This is a genomic window from Streptomyces sp. NPDC048441, assembly GCF_043200235.1.
In the GTDB taxonomy this organism is placed as follows: domain Bacteria; phylum Actinomycetota; class Actinomycetes; order Streptomycetales; family Streptomycetaceae; genus Streptomyces.
Genome location: NZ_JBICXM010000009.1, coordinates 122,046 through 138,500, shown reverse-complemented (window position 1 = coordinate 138,500; position 16,455 = coordinate 122,046). Strand labels below are relative to the sequence as shown.

At 70.4% G+C, this 16,455-nt stretch carries 10 protein-coding genes; 3 read left to right on the top strand and 7 right to left on the bottom strand.

Annotated features, from left to right (window positions below):
* Nucleotides 1-14 precede the first annotated feature (14 nt).
* Nucleotides 15-1,301, top strand: coding sequence for a phenylacetate--CoA ligase PaaK (gene paaK, locus ACGFSB_RS23120; RefSeq protein WP_393402308.1), 1,287 nt, complete (start codon nucleotides 15-17; stop codon nucleotides 1,299-1,301).
* 22 nt (nucleotides 1,302-1,323) lie between these two features.
* Here the strand turns inward: paaK and ACGFSB_RS23115 are convergent, their stop codons facing one another.
* Entirely contained in the window at nucleotides 1,324-2,823 is a 1,500-nt protein-coding gene (locus tag ACGFSB_RS23115) for an acyl-CoA synthetase (protein WP_393402305.1), read from the bottom strand.
* Nucleotides 2,824-2,963: 140 nt separating this feature from the next.
* On the opposite strand from ACGFSB_RS23115, the gene ACGFSB_RS23110 reads away from it, so the two are divergent.
* Complete coding sequence (locus ACGFSB_RS23110; protein ID WP_393402303.1) at nucleotides 2,964-5,396, top strand: penicillin acylase family protein; 2,433 nt, start codon at nucleotides 2,964-2,966, stop codon at nucleotides 5,394-5,396.
* A gap of 131 nt (nucleotides 5,397-5,527) precedes the next feature.
* On the opposite strand, the gene ACGFSB_RS23105 is transcribed toward ACGFSB_RS23110, so the two are convergent.
* Nucleotides 5,528-7,093 carry an acyl-CoA synthetase gene (locus tag ACGFSB_RS23105; protein ID WP_393402300.1) on the bottom strand — a complete coding sequence of 522 codons (1,566 nt, stop codon included), beginning with the start codon at nucleotides 7,091-7,093 and terminating at the stop codon, nucleotides 5,528-5,530.
* Nucleotides 7,094-7,114: 21 nt separating this feature from the next.
* Nucleotides 7,115-8,218 (bottom strand): NAD(P)H-dependent flavin oxidoreductase, encoded by a 1,104-nt coding sequence (locus ACGFSB_RS23100; protein ID WP_393402297.1) that lies wholly within the window; start codon nucleotides 8,216-8,218, stop codon nucleotides 7,115-7,117.
* Between the two features lie 187 nt (nucleotides 8,219-8,405).
* Here ACGFSB_RS23100 and ACGFSB_RS23095 point away from each other — a divergent pair, with 187 nt between their 5' ends.
* On the top strand, nucleotides 8,406-10,217 hold the full coding sequence (locus ACGFSB_RS23095) for a serine hydrolase (protein ID WP_393402295.1): 1,812 nt from the start codon (nucleotides 8,406-8,408) through the stop codon (nucleotides 10,215-10,217).
* Between the two features lie 7 nt (nucleotides 10,218-10,224).
* Here the strand turns inward: ACGFSB_RS23095 and ACGFSB_RS23090 are convergent, their stop codons facing one another.
* The 4 genes from ACGFSB_RS23090 to ACGFSB_RS23075 all read right to left on the bottom strand — a co-directional run bounded on the left by ACGFSB_RS23090 (nucleotide 10,225) and on the right by ACGFSB_RS23075 (nucleotide 16,398).
* A complete protein-coding gene (locus tag ACGFSB_RS23090; RefSeq protein WP_393402293.1) occupies nucleotides 10,225-11,775 on the bottom strand; it encodes a phytoene desaturase family protein in 1,551 nt (516 codons plus the stop codon).
* A gap of 120 nt (nucleotides 11,776-11,895) precedes the next feature.
* Nucleotides 11,896-14,133: a tetratricopeptide repeat protein gene (locus tag ACGFSB_RS23085; RefSeq protein WP_393402290.1), complete on the bottom strand. Its 2,238-nt coding sequence runs from the start codon at nucleotides 14,131-14,133 to the stop codon at nucleotides 11,896-11,898.
* Complete coding sequence (locus ACGFSB_RS23080; RefSeq protein WP_393402288.1) at nucleotides 14,115-15,083, bottom strand: oxygenase MpaB family protein; 969 nt, start codon at nucleotides 15,081-15,083, stop codon at nucleotides 14,115-14,117. The genes ACGFSB_RS23085 and ACGFSB_RS23080 overlap by 19 nt, the downstream gene beginning before the upstream one ends.
* 136 nt (nucleotides 15,084-15,219) lie before the next feature.
* On the bottom strand, nucleotides 15,220-16,398 hold the full coding sequence (locus ACGFSB_RS23075; protein ID WP_393402285.1) for an acyl-CoA dehydrogenase family protein: 1,179 nt from the start codon (nucleotides 16,396-16,398) through the stop codon (nucleotides 15,220-15,222).
* Nucleotides 16,399-16,455 lie beyond the last annotated feature (57 nt).

Below are 16,455 nucleotides of genomic sequence, written 5' to 3'. Positions count from 1 at the left end.
GGGAGAACCCCCATATGACGGCCATGCTGGACGCGGCGGAGCGCCTCGGGCGCGAAGAGCTCGAGGTGCTGCAGCTCGAGCGACTTCAGGACACCTTGCTGCACGCGTACGAGAACGTGCCCTTCTACCGGGCCGCGTTCGACAAGGCGGGTCTGCGCCCCGACGACTGCCGTACGCTCGCCGACCTGGCCCGCTTCCCGTTCACGGCCAAGACGGACCTGCGCGACAACTACCCCTTCGGGATGTTCGCGGTCGAGCAGTCCGAGGTGCGGCGCCTGCACGCGTCCAGCGGCACCACGGGGCGGCCCACGGTCGTCGGCTACACCGAGCAGGACCTGTCGATGTGGGCGGACGTCGTCGCCCGCTCGATCCGCGCCGCGGGCGGCCGTCCCGGGGACAAGGTCCATGTGGCGTACGGATACGGCCTGTTCACCGGCGGCCTCGGCGCGCACTACGGAGCCGAGCGGCTCGGCTGCACGGTGATTCCCGCGTCCGGCGGCATGACGGCGCGCCAGGTCCAGCTGATCCAGGACTTCCGCCCCGAGATCATCATGGTGACTCCGTCGTACATGCTCACGCTCCTGGAGGAGTTCGAGCGCCAGGGCGTCGACCCGCGCACGACGTCCCTCAAGGTCGGCATCTTCGGTGCCGAGCCGTGGACGGAGGAGATGCGGCGCGAGATCGAGGAGCGGTTCGCGATCGACGCGGTCGACATATACGGGCTCTCCGAGGTGATCGGCCCCGGCGTCGCCCAGGAGTGCGTGGAGACCAAGGACGGTCTGCACATCTGGGAGGACCACTTCTATCCGGAGGTGGTGGACCCGATCACCGGCGAGGTCCTGCCGGACGGCGAGCGCGGCGAACTGGTCTTCACGTCCCTGACGAAGGAAGCCATGCCCGTCATCCGCTACCGCACCCGGGACCTGACCCGCCTCCTGCCCGGCACCGCACGGACCTTCCGCCGGATGGAGAAGGTCACGGGCCGCACGGACGACATGGTGATCCTGCGCGGCGTGAACCTCTTCCCCACACAGGTCGAGGAGATCGTGCTGCGGACTGCGGGCATCGCCCCGTACTTCCAGCTGCGCCTGACCCGCGAGGGCCGCATGGACGCGCTGACGGTCCGGGCGGAGTCCCGCGCGGACACGACGCCCGAGCGGCGCGATGCGGCGGCCCGGGAGATCGCCTCGGCGGTGAAGGACGGCATCGGCGTCTCGGTGGCGGTCGAGATCGTCGATCCGGAGACGATCGAGCGGTCGGTGGGGAAGTTCAAGCGGATCGTGGATCTGAGAAATCCGTAGCGCTCCGTAGGGCCCCGTAGGGCTACGGAGCGCTGAAGCGGTCCCGCAGCTCCCGCTTGAGGATCTTCCCGCTCGCGTTGCGCGGCAGCTCGTCCACGAACAGGACCCGTTTGGGCGCCTTGAAGTGGGCGAGCTTCTCGCGTGCGTGATCGATGAGTTCGGCTTCGGTGACGTCTCCGTTGCGTACGACGACTGCGGTGACCGCCTCGATCCAGCGCTCGTCCGGCAGGCCGATGACGGCGGTCTCCGCGACCCGCTCGTGGGTGTAGAGCGCGTCCTCGACCTGGCGGGACGCGACGAGGACGCCTCCGGAGTTGATGACGTCCTTCACCCGGTCGACGACGGTGAAGTAGCCCTCCTCGTCCCGCACGGCGAGGTCCCCGGAGTGGAACCAGCCGTCGCGGAAGGCCTCCTTGGTCTCCTCGGGCTTGTCCCAGTAGCCCTCGCACAGCTGCGGCGAGCGGTAGACGACTTCGCCCTGTGTGCCGTCGGGCACCTCGGCGCCACGCTCATCGACGACCCGTGCCTCGACGAAGAGGACCGGGCGCCCGCAGGAGTCCATCCGCCCCTCGTGCTCGTCGGGCCCGAGGACCGTGGCCAGCGGGCCGATCTCGCTCTGCCCGAAGCAGTTGTAGAAACCGAGCGACGGCAGCCGTTCGCGCAGCCGCTCCAGGACGGGGACCGGCATGATCGAAGCCCCGTAGTAGGCCTTGCGCAAGGCGCCCAGGTCGCGGGTGGCGAAGCCGGGGTGGTTCGAGAGGCCGATCCATACGGTGGGCGGCGCGAAGAGGCTGTCGGCACGGCCCGCCTCCACGAGGTCGAAGATCCGCTCGGCGTCGGGCGCGTCGATGATCGTGTTCTCGGCGCCCACGGCCAGGTACGGCAGCAGGAAGACATGCATCTGCGCCGAGTGGTAGAGCGGCAGGGAGTGGACGGGCTTGTCCGTCTCCTTGAGGTCGAGCGCGGTGATCGCGCTGACGTACTCGTGCACGAGGGCACGGTGGCTCAGCATCGCGCCCCTCGGGAGGGCGGTGGTGCCTGAGGTGTACAGCAACTGAGCCAAGCCGTCCGCCTCCGGCTCCTCCCCGTCGTACGGCGATGCGGTCGCGAGGCGCGCGAGCAGCGAGTCGTCCGCGTCGCGCAGGGCGAGCACGCGGACATCATCGGGAAGGCGCCCGGCGAGGTCCGGGTCGGCGAGGACCAGGGAACTGCCGGACTGGCCCACGATGTACGCCAAGTCGTCGCCGACGAGGTTCTGGTTGACCGGCACATGGACGAGGCCCGCCCGCGAGCAGGCCAGGAAGCCGATCAGATAGGCATCGGAGTTGTGCCCATAGGCGCCGACCCGGGCGCCCGCGCCGAGGCCCGCGCCGCGCAGCACCTGGGCCGCTCGCGACACGGCCGTGTCGAGTTCGGCGTACGTCCAGAGCCGCTCGCCGTAGCGCAGAGCCACTCGCCCCGGCACGCGCCGCGCGCTCCGCCGAAGGACCCCGTCGACCGTATTGCTGCGTACACCCGTCATGGCGTGATCCTGTGCCGCACGCGCCACGGCGGTCAAGGCTCCGGACGCGGCACGAACAAGGCCCGTTCCGCCTCTCGATCAACTGACATACCGGTTGGTACGCTCAACCGCCCCTTCCCTCACTTCAGTTGGGAGGCACCATGCGTACCCGTATCCGGACCCGTACCAGACGCCTGACAGCCCTCGTCATCAGCCTGTTGACCGCCACAGCTTTTCTGCCGTCGTCCACCGGCGCGGCAGCGGCGCAGGGCGCCCGCCCATCGAGCGGCGGCCTGTCCGCGACCGTCCGCTATACCCAGTACGGCATTCCGCACATCCTCGCCAAGGACCACAAGAACCTCGGCTTCGGCACCGGCTGGGCACAGGCCGCCGACCAGGTGTGCACCCTCGCCGAGGGATATGTGACCGTGCGCGGGGAACGGTCACGTTACTTCGGCCCTGACGGCAAGCCCGACGGCTCACTCTCCTCTGCGACCACGAACCTCTCCAGCGACCTCTACTTCGGCGGTGTCCGCGACACGCACACGGTCGAGAAGCTCCTCGATCAGCCCGCCCCGGCAGGGCCGAGCTCCACGTCGAAGCAGCTGATGCACGGCTTCGCCGCGGGCTACAACGCCTGGCTGAAGCAGAACCGCGTCACCGACCCGGCCTGCGAGGGCGCCAAGTGGCTGCGGCCCATCACTTCCCTGGACGTGGCCCGGCAGGGCTTCGCCGTCCAGGTACTCGGCGGCCAGGGACGCGGCATAGACGGCATCACCGCCGCGCAGCCGCCCGGTGCGACGGCGCAGGACCGTGCCCCCGGCGCCGACCCCGACCCCGAGCGCACGGCGAAGGCGGCACGGAGGCTCTTCTCGGCCGACGAGGCCGTCATGGGCTCCAACGCCGTCGCGTTCAGCGGGAAGACCACCGCGAACGGCAAGGGGCTGCTGCTCGGCAATCCGCACTACCCCTGGCAGGGCGGTCGCCGCTTCTGGCAGTCGCAGCAGACCATCCCCGGCGAGCTGAACGTCTCGGGCGGCTCACTGCTCGGCACGAGCGTCGTCAACATCGGCTTCAACGGCGATGTGGCGTGGAGCCACACAGTGGCGACCGGCGTCACCCTCAATCTGCATCAACTCACCCTGGACCCCGCCGACCCGACCACCTATCTGGTGGACGGCAAGCCGGAGAAGATGACGAAGCGGACGGTCGAGGTGCCGGTCAAGGACGGCGCTCCGGTGACCCGCAGTCAGTGGTGGACCCGCTACGGCCCGGTCGTCACCGGCCTCGGCGCCCAGCTCCCGCTGCCCTGGTCGGCCAAGACCGCGTTCGCCCTGAACGACCCCAACGCCACGAACCTGCGCGGCAGCGACACCGACCTCGGCTTCGGCAAGGCCCGCTCCACGGACGGCATTCTGAAGGCGCTGCGCGACACCCAGGGTCTTCCCTGGGTCAACACCGTCGCCGCCGACCGCAAGGGCCACTCGCTGCTCAGTCAGTCACAGGTCCTTCCCCGCATCACCGACGACCTGGCGAAGCGCTGCTCCACCGATCTGGGCAAGGTGACCTATCCGGCGTCAGGTGTGGCCGTGCTCGACGGCTCGCGCGGCGACTGCGCGCTCGGCTCGGACAAGGACGCCCTCCAGCCCGGCATCTTCGGCCCATCGAAAATGCCGACCCTGAAGGACGCCCCGTACGCCGAGAACTCCAACGACAGCGCCTGGCTCACCAACGCGGACCGGCCGATCACGGGCTACGAGCGGGTCTTCGGCACGATCGGTACGCAGCGCTCCATGCGTACGCGCGGTGCCATCGAGGATGTCTCGGCGATGGCGGGCAACGGCGGCCTTACGGTCAAGGATCTCCAGAAGCAGCAGTTCGCGAACCGTGCCCCGGCGGGCGACCTGGCCGCCGATGACGCGGCGCGTGCGTGTGCGGCACTGCCGGGTGGCACCGCAACCGGCTCTGACGGCAAGGCCGTTGACGTAGGCAAGGCTTGCGATGCCCTCAAGGGCTGGGACCACAGCATGAACACGGACAGCAGGGGTGCGCTGCTCTTCGACCGGTTCTGGCGCAAGCTGGTCGTCGCCGTGCCGAACGCGCAGTTGTGGAAGGTGCCGTTCTCCGCCGCCGACCCGGTGCGCACCCCGAACACCCTCAACACCGGCGCGCCGGGCTTCGCGTCGGCGCTCGCCGACGCGGTGACCGAGTTCAACGGGGCGGGCATCGCCCTTGACGCGACGCTTGGCAAGAATCAGTTCGTCGTACGCGGTTCGGAGCGGCTGCCGGTCCATGGCGGCACGGAGTCGATCGGCGTGTGGAACAAGGTCGAGCCCGTCTGGGACGCGAAGGGCGGCGGGTACACCGAAGTGGCGCACGGATCGAGTCATATCCAGGCGGTCGGCTGGGGCGAGGGGCGTTGCCCGGAGGCGCGGACGCTTCTCACGTACTCGCAGTCGTCGAACCCGAACTCGCCTCATTACCGCGATCAGACGCGGTTGTACTCCGGTGAGCGCTGGGTCACCTCGCGGTTCTGCGAGAGGGATATTTTGCGTGATCCGGGGCTGAAGGTGGTGAAGGTTCGCCAGCGCTGAGGCCGCGCGCCTCGTCAACTGGCACAGGGCCCCCCGCGTCCTGCTCGACGTGGGGTGGCCCTGTCTCGTCTTTCACCTTCGGCCGGTGGGGGCTGAGCGCGCAGTTCCCCGCGCCCCTGGCGGGGACCGGATCAGAGCGCGCGCTCCCTGCCCTCCCAGTACGGCTCCCGCAAGCGTCGCTTGTAGAGCTTGCCGTTCGGGTCTCGCGGCATGATCTCGATGAAGTCGACGCTCTTCGGGCGTTTGTAGCCCGCTAGTTGCTGCTCGCAGTGGTCCAGGATGTCGGCGGCGAGCGCGGCACCCGCCGTGCGTCCCTCCGCCACCTCCACGACCGCCTTGACCTGCTCGCCCCACTCGTCGTGCGGGATGCCGAACGCGGCGGCGTCCGCGACGGCGGGGTGGGTGAGCAGCGCGGACTCGATCTCGGCGGGGTAGATGTTGACACCGCCCGAGATGATCATGTCGATCTTGCGGTCGCGGAGGTAGAGATAGCCGTCCTCGTCGAGCACGCCGAGGTCGCCGACCGTGAAGAAGTCACCGATGCGGTTCTTCTTCGTCTTGGACTCGTCCTTGTGGTAGGAGAATCCGCCGGTGCTCATCTTCATGTAGACGGTGCCGAGTTCGCCGGGCGGCAGCTGATTGCCGTCGTCGTCGAAGACCGCCAGTTCGCTGATGGGCCAGGCTTTGCCGACGGTGCCGGGCCGCTTCAGCCAGTCCTGCGCGGTGGCGAAGGCGCCGCCGCCCTCACTGGCCGCGTAGTACTCCTCGACGCACTCGCCCCACCACTCGATCATCGCCCGTTTGACGTGGTCGGGGCAGGGCGCGGCGCCATGGATGGCGTGGCGCATCGACGACACGTCGTACGCCGCCTTCGTCGTGTCCGGCAGTGCGAGGAGGCGGTGGAACTGGGTCGGCACCATGTGGGTGTGCGTGCACTTGTAGGCGTCGATGAGGCGGAGCATCTCCTCGGGCGTCCACTTGTCCATCAGGACCAGGGGGTGGCCGATGTGCAGGGCCGCGCCCGCGAATTGGAGTACGGCGGTGTGGTAGAGCGGCGAGCAGACGAGGTGCACGTTGCCGTCGAAGGGCTTCACACCGAAGATGCCGAGGAAGCCGCCGAGGTACGACTCCTCGGGGAGCTTGCCGGAGAGCGGGCGCCGGATGCCGCGTGGGCGTCCCGTCGTACCGGAGGTGTAGTTCATGACCCAGCCGAGGGTGCGGTCACTTGGCGCCGACTGCGGTTGTCCGGCGAGGAGTTCGGCGTACGGGCGGAAACCGGGCATGTCGCCGACGGAGTAACGGTGCGTGGCCGGGAGCTTCGCCTCGTCGGCCGCCGCGGTCGCCGCCTGCGCGAACCGCTCGTGCGCGATGAGCACCTTCGCGCCCGAGTCGGCGACGATCCAGGCGATCTCGGGGCCGACCAGGTGGTGGTTGACCGGGACGAGATAGAGCCCGGCCTGGGAGGCCGCGAGGTACGCGGTGAGGAACTCGACGCTGTTGGGCAGCACGACGGCGAAGGCGTCGCCGCGTTCGAGGCCCGCGGCGCGCAGCCCGTGGACGAGCTGGTTGCTCGCGGCGTGCAGGCGCCGCGCGGTCCACTCCTCGCCGTCGGGCGCGATCAGGACCGTGCGGTCCGGGTCCGCTTCGGCCTGCGCCCAGAAGCCGTTGGGGGGTGTGCTGCTCGACGTGCTGCTCATATGAACCTCTCCTCCGTCTCGTCAGTCGCGTCCTGCGACACGGTTCACGCGGTCGATGGCCCGCTCGAAACCGCGGGTCAGGTCGTCGAAGACGGCCTGGACGCTGCGTTCGCTGTTCATCCGGCCGACGATCTGCCCGACGGGCGTGCCGAGCAGCGGCTGGACCTCGTACTTCTGAATGCGCGACACGGCTTCGGCGACCAGGAGTCCCTGCAGCGGCATGGGCAGCGTGCCGGGTCCGTCCGGGTCGTCCCAGGCGTCCGTCCATTCGGTGCGCAACTGGCGTGCGGGCTTGCCCGTCAGGGCACGGGAGCGGACCGTGTCGCCGGACCCGGCTTCCAGGAGCTTCTGCGTGAGCGCACGCGAGTGGAGATCCGCCTCCGTCGTCGTGAGCCAGAGCGAGCCCAGCCACACGCCCTGCGCACCGAGCGCGAACGCGGCAGCGATCTGCTCGCCGCTGCCGATGCCGCCCGCCGAAAGCACGGGCAGCGGCGCGACAGCCTCCACGGCTTCCGGCGTCAGGACCATGGACGCGATCTCACCGGTGTGGCCGCCGGCCTCGTAGCCCTGCGCGACGACGATGTCGATGCCCGCCTCCGCGTGCTTGCGTGCGTGCCGGGCACTGCCCGCGAGGGCGGCGACGAGTACGTCCTGGTCGTGGGCGCGCTGGATGACGTCGGCCGGAGGTGAACCGAGCGCGTTGGCAAGGAGCTTGATCGGGTAGTCGAAGGCGACGTCGAGCTGGTTGCGGGCGACCTGCTCCATCCATCCGGTGATGCGCCAGCCGGACGCCTCTCCTTCCGCGAGTTCGGGTACGCCGTGCTTGGCGAGGGTGTCGGTGACGAACTGCCGGTGTCCTTCGGGGATCATCGCGTCGACATCGGCCTCGCTCACCCCCTCGACCTTCTTCGCGGGCATGACGACATCGAGTCCGTAGGGCAGGCCGTCGACGTTTTCCTGCATCCAGTCCAGGTCCCTGGCCAGTTCGTCGGGCGCCGTGTAGCGGACCGCGCCAAGGACACCGAATCCGCCCGCTCTGGTGATGGCGGCCGCCACCGCGGGGAAGGGTGTGAAACCGAAAATGGCGTGCTCGACTCCCAGTTTCTTGCTCAGCTCTGTCTGCATGGCCGCAGGATGCCGCAGCCGTCCGGACGACGGAAGAGATTTTCTGATGCCGTGTCAGATACTTGCACGGTGGAGCCGGTTGACACGCCCCGAACCTGACATGAAAGTTTCACCAGTCTCTTGAGGTCCCGAAAGATAGTTTCAGTGCAGAAGAGTTTTCAGGAGAGCTCCAGGAGGGGGCACGGTCATGGCCGAGGACAGCGGGGCGGCGGCGGACAGACCGGGCGGCGGGCTCAGCCGACGCCAACTGGGCGCGGGGCTCGCCGCGTTGGGCGGGGCGCTGGCACTCGTGCCGTTCCCCGCGGGGCCCGCCGCGGCCGTGACAGAGGCGGCCACCGGCTCCGGACGGCCGACACTGCGGCCCGGCAGCCCTGAGCGCGCCGGGCTGCTCGCCGGGCACCTGCGGCAACTGGTCGCCGACGCCGAGCAGTTCCTCGGCCCCTCCCCGAAGCACCCCTGGTACGCGGGCGCGGTGCTGCTCGCGGGGCGTGGCGGCACGGTCGCGCTGCATCAGCCCATCGGCAAGGCGGTGCGCTACTCGGCGTACGACGAGAAGACCGACACGGGCGTCGAGTTCCCCGCCGACCGGCAGATCGCCATGGCCAAGGACACGGTCTTCGATCTCGCCTCGGTCTCGAAGCTGTTCACCTCGCTGCTCGCGGTGCAGCAGATCGAGCGGGGCGGTCTTGAGCTGGAGGCGAAGGTCGCCTCGTATCTCCCGGATTTCGGCGGCGCGGGGAAGCAGGACATCACCGTCCGGCAGCTCCTCACCCACACCTCGGGGTTCCGCGCCTGGATCCCTCTCTATAAAGAGCCCTCGAGAGAGGGCCGGTTACGCCTCATCTGGAACGAGGCTCCCCTCAACCCGCCGGGCACCAAGTACCTCTACTCGGACCTGAATCTGATCTCGCTCCAGCTGGTCCTGGAAGAGATCACGGGTCGTCAGTTGGATGCACTGCTCCACGACGAGATCACTGCTCCACTCGGGATGCACCGCACTCGCTACAACCCGCCCGCCGCCTGGCAGCCGAAGATCGCCGCCACCGAGGACGCGCGGCTGCCCTGGTCGGGGCTCGACCGCGGCCTCGTGTGGGGCGAGGTGCACGACGAGAACGCCTTCGCCTTCGGCGGCGTCGCCGGTCACGCGGGCGTCTTCTCCTGCGCCTGGGACCTGGCGATCCTCGGCCGTACGCTGCTCAACGGAGGGGCCTACGGCCGCTCCCGCATCCTCTCCGCCGAGTCCGTGAAGCTGATGTTCACCGACTTCAACACCGCGTTCCCCGGCGACGAGCACGGCCTGGGCTTCGAGCTCTACCAGCACTGGTACATGGGAGCGATGGCGACGCCGCGCACGGCGGGCCACACGGGCTTCACCGGCACCTCCCTCGTCCTCGATCCGACGACCGACTCGTTCCTCGTCGTCCTGGGCAACTCCGTCCACCCGGTGCGCAGTTGGCGCTCAGGATCGGCGCCCAGGGTGGCGACCGCGAACCGTATGGCCCGCGCCGTCGCCGTACGCCCCGCTCACGGACGCACCGCGTGGTTCTCCGGCATGGCGAACGCGGCATCGGCCACCCTGACGCTGCCGCCGCTCACACTCACCACGGACCGGGCGAGGCTGCGGTGCTCGCTGTGGTGGGACACCGAGCCGGGTTCGGACCAGCTGCGCCTCGAGGCCTCGCGCGACGACGGCACGACCTGGCAGCCGGTGCCGTTCACGACGGAGCACCTGAGCTCGGCCCCTCAGCAGCACCCCGACGGCACGGCCACGGGCTGGTCGGGGCGCGTCTGGCACCGGCTGACCGCGGATCTCGCCCCCTGGCGCGGCGACCGGGTGCGGCTGCGCTGGCGGTACGCGACGGACCAGCTGTACGTCGGGCGCGGCGCGTACGCCGACGGGCTGCGCGTCGAGGACGGCGACCGCACCGCCTTCGACGAGGTACGCCCTGCCGACGCGGCGCGCATCGCGGCGGTGGGCTGGGAGCCTTCGGCCGACTGAGGGCGCCCTACTCCTCCAGAGCGGCCATCGCGGCGTTGTGCCCCGGGATTCCGCTGACCCCGCCGCCGCGCACGGCGCCCGCCCCGCACAGCAGGACGTTCGCGTGCCGCGTCTCCACGCCCCAGCGGCCCGTGCCGTCCTGGGCGTAGGGGAAGGCGAGGTCGCGGTGGAAGATGTTGCCGCCGGGCAGGCGCAGGTCGCGTTCCAGGTCGAGCGGAGTCTTCGCCTCGATGCAGGGGCGGCCTTCGGCGTCGGTGGCCAGGCAGTCGGCGAGCGGTTCGGCCAGGTGGGCGTCCAGCTGCGCGAGGGTCGACTTCAGGAGTTCGGCCCGTACGGCGTCGTTGTCGTGGGCGAAGAGGCGGGCGGGCGTGTGCAGCCCGAAGAGGGTGAGGGTGTGAAAACCGCGCTCCACGAGATCGGGGGCGAGGATGCTGGGATCGGTGAGGGAGTGGCAGTAGATCTCGGACGGCGGCGCGGCGGGCAGTTCACCGCCATCGGCCTGGGCGTACGCCGTCGCCAGCTCCCCGTACCCCTCCCCGATGTGGAAGGTCCCCGCGAAGGCCTCGTGCGGGTCGACCGAGGTGTCGCGCAGTCTCGGCAGCCGTTCGAGCAGCATGTTGACCTTGAGCTGGGCGCCTTCGGCCGGGGTGGGCGGCGTGTCGCCGACGAGGGTGGCGAGCTCCTGCGGGGACGCGTTGACCAGGACGTGCCGGGCGGCGACCGTGGCTTCGCGCTCGGGCGTGCGGTACGTGACCTCGGCGCTCTGTCCGTCCGACTCGATCCGGGTGACCTCGTGGCCGGTGGCGAGTTCGGCGCCCGCCGCGCGCGCCGCTGCCGCCAGGGCGCCGGTGAGGGCGCCCATGCCGCCGACGGGCACGTTCCAGTCGCCGGTGCCGCCGCCGATGACGTGGTAGAGGAAGCAGCGGTTCTGGCGCAGGGTCGGGTCGTGGGCGTCGGCGAACGTCCCGATGAGGGCGTCGGTGAGCACCACGCCCCGCACCAGATCGTCGGCGAACCGCTCCTCGATCGCGGCACCGATGGGCTCGTCGAAGAGGACCCGCCAGGCGGTGTCGTCGCCGACCCGCTCCCGCAGTGCGTCGCGGGTGGGCAGGGGTTCGGTGAGGGTGGGGAACACCTGACGGGCGACCTCGCCCGTCAGGGCGTAGAACTCCCGCCATGCCTCGTACTCCCGCTGACCGCCGGTGAGCCGCGCGAAGGCGTCCCTGGTGCGCGCTTCGCCGCCGCCGACGAGCAGCCCGGTCGGCCGCCCTTCGCGCTCGGTCGGGGTGTAGGAGGAGACAGTGCGGGTGCGTACCCGGAAGTCCAGGTCGAGGTCCCTGACGATCTTCCGGGGCAGCAGGCTGACCAGGTACGAGTAGCGGGAGAGCCGGGCGTCGACGCCCGCGAAGGGCCGGCTGGAGACGGCGGCGCCACCGGTGCCGGAGAGCCGCTCAAGGAGCAGGACGGAGCGTCCGGCGCGGGCGAGATAGGCGGCGGCGACGAGTCCGTTGTGACCACCGCCGACGATGACGGCGTCGTATCGATCGCGAGGAGGCATAGCCCTTGGTAGCACGTGGAGCGCCCCGAAGGGGCGCGGGGAACTGCGCGACCAGCCACAACAAGCCCGCGGACGACCACCCGCCCCAGCGCAACGGCACCGCTTGACGCACCCCGCGAGTCAAGGCCCGCCGGAGGCCCGCCGCTGGCGCAACGCGGCAACCCGGCGGTACAGCTCCACCGCTTCCGTCCCACGGCCCAGCTGCTCCAGGCAGTGCGCCTCGTCATTGCGGCTGGCGAGAGCGTCGGGATGGTCGGCGCCAAGTACCTGCTCACGTGCGGCAGCGACCCTGCGGTACTCGGTCAGGGCGTCGGCCCAGCGGCCGAGCCAGCCGAGGCCGACGGCCACTTCGCGGCGGCTGACCAGGGTGTCGGGGTGGTCGCCGCCGAGGACGCGTTCGCGGATCGCGCAGACGTCACGGGCCTCGGCGAGGGCTTCCTCCCAGCGTGCCTGCCGGCCGAGGTTGACGCCGAGTCCGTGCCGGGCGCGGAGGGTCTCGGGGTCGGCGGGGCCGTTCACGCGGGTGCGGTCGTCGATCAGGTCGCGGTACAGCTCGAGCGCCTCACCGCTGCGGCCGAGCCTGCCGAGGCTGATCCCGACCTCGTAGCGGGCGGCGAGCGTGTCGGGGTGGTCGGAGCCGAGCGCCCGCACCCGCGCGTCGGCGACCTCGCGGTAGGTCTGGAGCGCCTCGGGCCAGCGGCCCAACTGCCCTAGGGCATAGGCGACTTCGTAGCGGGTCACGAGCGTGTCGGGGTGCGTGACACCGAGGACCCGCGCACGGGCGGTCGCGACCTCGCTGGCCAGCTGATAGGAGTCCTCGAGGCGGCCGAGCCTGCTGAGGTTGTACGCCAGGTTGTGGCGGCAGCGCAGGGTGTCGGGGTGGTCGGGGCCCGCTGTCCGCTCCCGCACCGCGAGTACCGATGTGTACATCTGGTGCGCCTCGAAGTGCCGCCCCAACTGCCCCATGACGTACGCCATTTCCTGCCGGGCGGCGAGCGTGTCCTGATGCTCGGGGCCGAGGGAACGCTCCCTGCCCTGAGCGACGCGTCCGTACTCCCGCAGCGCGTCCGCCGCCCGCCCGGTGCGGCTGAGCGTGAAGCCCACTTCGTAGCGGCTGGCGAGGGTGTCGGGGTGGTCGGGGCCGAGTGCATGCTCCCGCTCGGCGGCCACCGCGCGGTGCACCTCGCCCGCCTCGGCCCAGCGGCCGAGGCGCCCCAGGCTCAGGCCCGCGTTGTGGCGGCTGAGCAGCGTGGCGACCACCTCCGGTGACGGCGTGGGCCGTTCGGGGCGGCGCGCGGTGGCGGTGCGGCGCGCGTCGGCGCGCGGGATCCACTCGCCGGTCAGTCCTGCCGCCGCGTCGGGCGGGGTCGTCCGCAGCTCGGACGCGCCGTTCGCCTTGTGTCCTGTCGTCATGCCGCGCGTCCAGGACGGCAGCCGCGGCTCGCGCGAGGCTCCCGGCTCGGGGCGGCGCACGGGCGGGGTGACGACGGTCGGCACGTACGTGGGCACGTTGCGTCCTGAGAGGATGCGGCGCCCCAGCTCGCGCGCGTCACGAGGCCGCTCGTCCGGTTCCTTGGCGAGCAGGTCGAGCACGATCTTCTCGAAGTACTCGGGCAGTTCGTCGCGGTGGCTGCGCGGCGGCTCGGGCGCCGTGTCGCGGTGGCCGACGAGCACCGCCCAGGCGTCCTCCAGATCGAAGGGGGGCGCGCCGGTGGCGATCTCGTACAGGACGCACCCGAAGGAATAGAGGTCGCTGCGCTCGTCGACCTGGGTGCCGCTGATCTGCTCGGGCGACATGTAGTGGGGCGTGCCCATGGCGATGCCCGTGCCGGTGAGGCGCGAGGTGAAGCCGATGTCGTGACCGAGGCGCGCGATCCCGAAGTCGCAGATCTTCACCGTGCCGTCCGTGAGCCGCATGATGTTCGCGGGCTTCAGGTCCCGGTGCACGATGCCCTGTTCATGGGTGTACGCGAGTGCGGCGGCGACCTGGTCGGCGATCTCCACGACGTCGGCGACGGGCAGCGGATGCTGTTTGTTGTCCTCGAGGAGCTGGCTGAGGTTGCGGCCCTCAAGGAGCTCCATGACCAGATAGAGGACGCCGTCGTGCTCCCCGAAGTCATGGACGACGGTGACGCCGCGATGTTGCAGCGCCGCGGCGACGCGGGCCTCGCGACGGAAGCGTTCACGCAGCACGCGCGTGAACGACTGGTCGTGCTGGGGCCCCATCGGCTTGAGGCACTTCACGGCGACCCTGCGCCCGAGAGACTCGTCGCGCGCCCGCCACACCTCGCCCATGCCGCCGCGCCCGATCAGGTCCAGCAGCCTGTACCGGCCCTGGATCAGCCTGGTGTCCGCCATCTCCCGCCGTCGCCCCCGTTGCCTCGCTTCGCCCTCCCCGGCTCGTCCAGTATGGCTGCCCGACTGTCGAGTTTGTACGGGGCAGGCCGGGTGCCGGGGCCGAGTCTGGCGATGGCGCGCAGAATGTGCTTCGGCGGAAGTTGCCAGCGTAGCCGCGCGGGGACGGTGCGCAGGATGGTGCCGGTGGTGACGAGCCGCCGGGTCACGGTGGCGGGTGGCGGGGCCGTCCGGCCGTACAGCGCGTGGGCGTACGGCGGCAACGAGGCGTACGCCAGATTCGCCACGCGCCGCCACAACAGGGCACGTGCCGGGACCAACAGGGCGTGGGTCGGCGGGCGTTGGAGGAAGTCGTCGACGTCGCGCGCCTCGGGCCCGGCGGCCAGCTCGGGCCGCACCCGCTCGAAGTACGCGGCGAGTTCGGCGGTCGAAGCCGGTACATCGGCGGGGTCGAGTCCGACGAGCCGGGCGCTCTCCCGGTGTTCGTCGACGTACCGATCGGCGAGCTCGTCGGTGAGACGGAATCCCGACCTGCGTGCGACGTGCAGATAGGAGTCGATCTCGGCGCAGTGCACCCAGAGCAGCAGCTCGGGCTCGTCGACGCCGTACCGCTCCCCCGTGTCCGGGTCGGTGGCCTTGAGCATCGTATGGATCTTCCGCACGCGTGCGCCCGCGTGCTCGGCGACCTCGGTCGTGCCGTACGTGATGGTGCCCACGAAGTTGGCGGTACGCATGAGGCGGCCCCAGGCATCCCTACGGAAGTCCGAGTTCTGCATGACGCCGCGGACCGCGCGGGGGTGCAGGGCCTGCAGATACAGGGCGCGGATCCCGGCGACCCACATCATCGGGTCGCCGTGCATCTGCCAGGTCACCGACGAGGGCCCGAAAAGCCCCGGGTCGGCCGCCACCGGGTGCTCCGACGCCGGGTGCCCCGATGAGAATGCCTCGCGCATACAACCACCTCCTGATCGCAGGCTACGCCGCCGGGTCCGGCAGGCCTCAACCCGCCTTGAGCACCCCGGGGTTGGCGCAGCGCGCTCCAGTGGCAGGTGGGGGTGGCTCCGGAAGCGGAGACGGAGCCTGACAGCCTCAGCGCCGCACCCTCGGCATCCCGAGCCCGATCCAGGAGATGATCTCGCGCTGGATCTCGTTGTTGCCGCCGCCGAAGGTGAAGATGACGGCACTTCGGTAGCCGCGCTCCAGCTCGCCGTGGAGGACGGCGCCCGCGGAGCCCTCCTTGAGTGAACCGGCCGATCCGACCACCTCCATGAGCCAGGCGTACGCGTCCCTGCGCGCCTCGGAGCCGTAGACCTTGACGGCGGACGCGTCCTGCGGGGTGAGCGTGCCCTCCTGGACGGCGTTCACCATCTGCCAGTTGAGGAGTTTCATCGCGTCCAGTTTTGTGTGGGTCCTGGCCAGGCGCTGGCGGACCCAGCCGAGGTCGATGACGCGGCGGCCGTCGGCGAGCTTGGTGTCGGCGGCCCAGCGCTGCACGTTGTGGAAGGCGCGGATGGCCATCGTGCCGTGCGCGGCGAGCGTGACGCGTTCGTGGTTGAGCTGGTTGGTGATGAGCCGCCAGCCCTTGTTCTCCTCGCCCACGCGGCGCGAGACGGGGACGCGGATGTTGTCGTAATAGCTTGCCGTGGTGTCGTGCGAGGCGAGGGTGTTGATGATGGTGCAGGAGTAGCCGGGGTCGCTCGTCGGTACGAGGAGCATGGTGATGCCCTTGTGGGGCGGGGCGTCCGGGTCGGTGCGGACGGCGAGCCAGACCCAGTCGGCCGTGTCGCCGTTGGTGGTCCAGATCTTCTGGCCGTTGACGACATACTCGTCGCCCTCCCTGACCGCCTTCGTCTTGAGCGCCGCGAGGTCGGTGCCCGCGTCCGGCTCGCTGTAGCCGATCGCGAAGTCGAGTTCTCCGGAGAGGATCTTCGGGAGGAAGAACGCCTTCTGCTCGTCGGTGCCGAACTGCATCAGGGTCGGCCCGACGGTGTTCAGGGCCATCAGCGGCAGCGGCACACCCGCCTGTGCCGCCTCGTCGAAGAAGATGAACTGCTCCATGGGCGAGAGCCCGCGCCCGCCGTACTCCTCGGGCCAGCCGACACCGAGCCAGCCGTCACCGCCGAGCCTGCGAATGGTCTCCCGGTAGAACTGCTTCTGCGCGGCGGGGTCGGCATACCGGGCGTAGGGGTTGTCGGGCACCAGCTCGGCGAAGTACGTACGCAGCTCGGTGCGCAACTGCCGCTGCTCAGGCGTGTATTCGAGGTGCACGACCCCTCCTGCTTCCGCTGGCTCACTGGGCTCGGACTTGACTGGGCTCGGACTGAC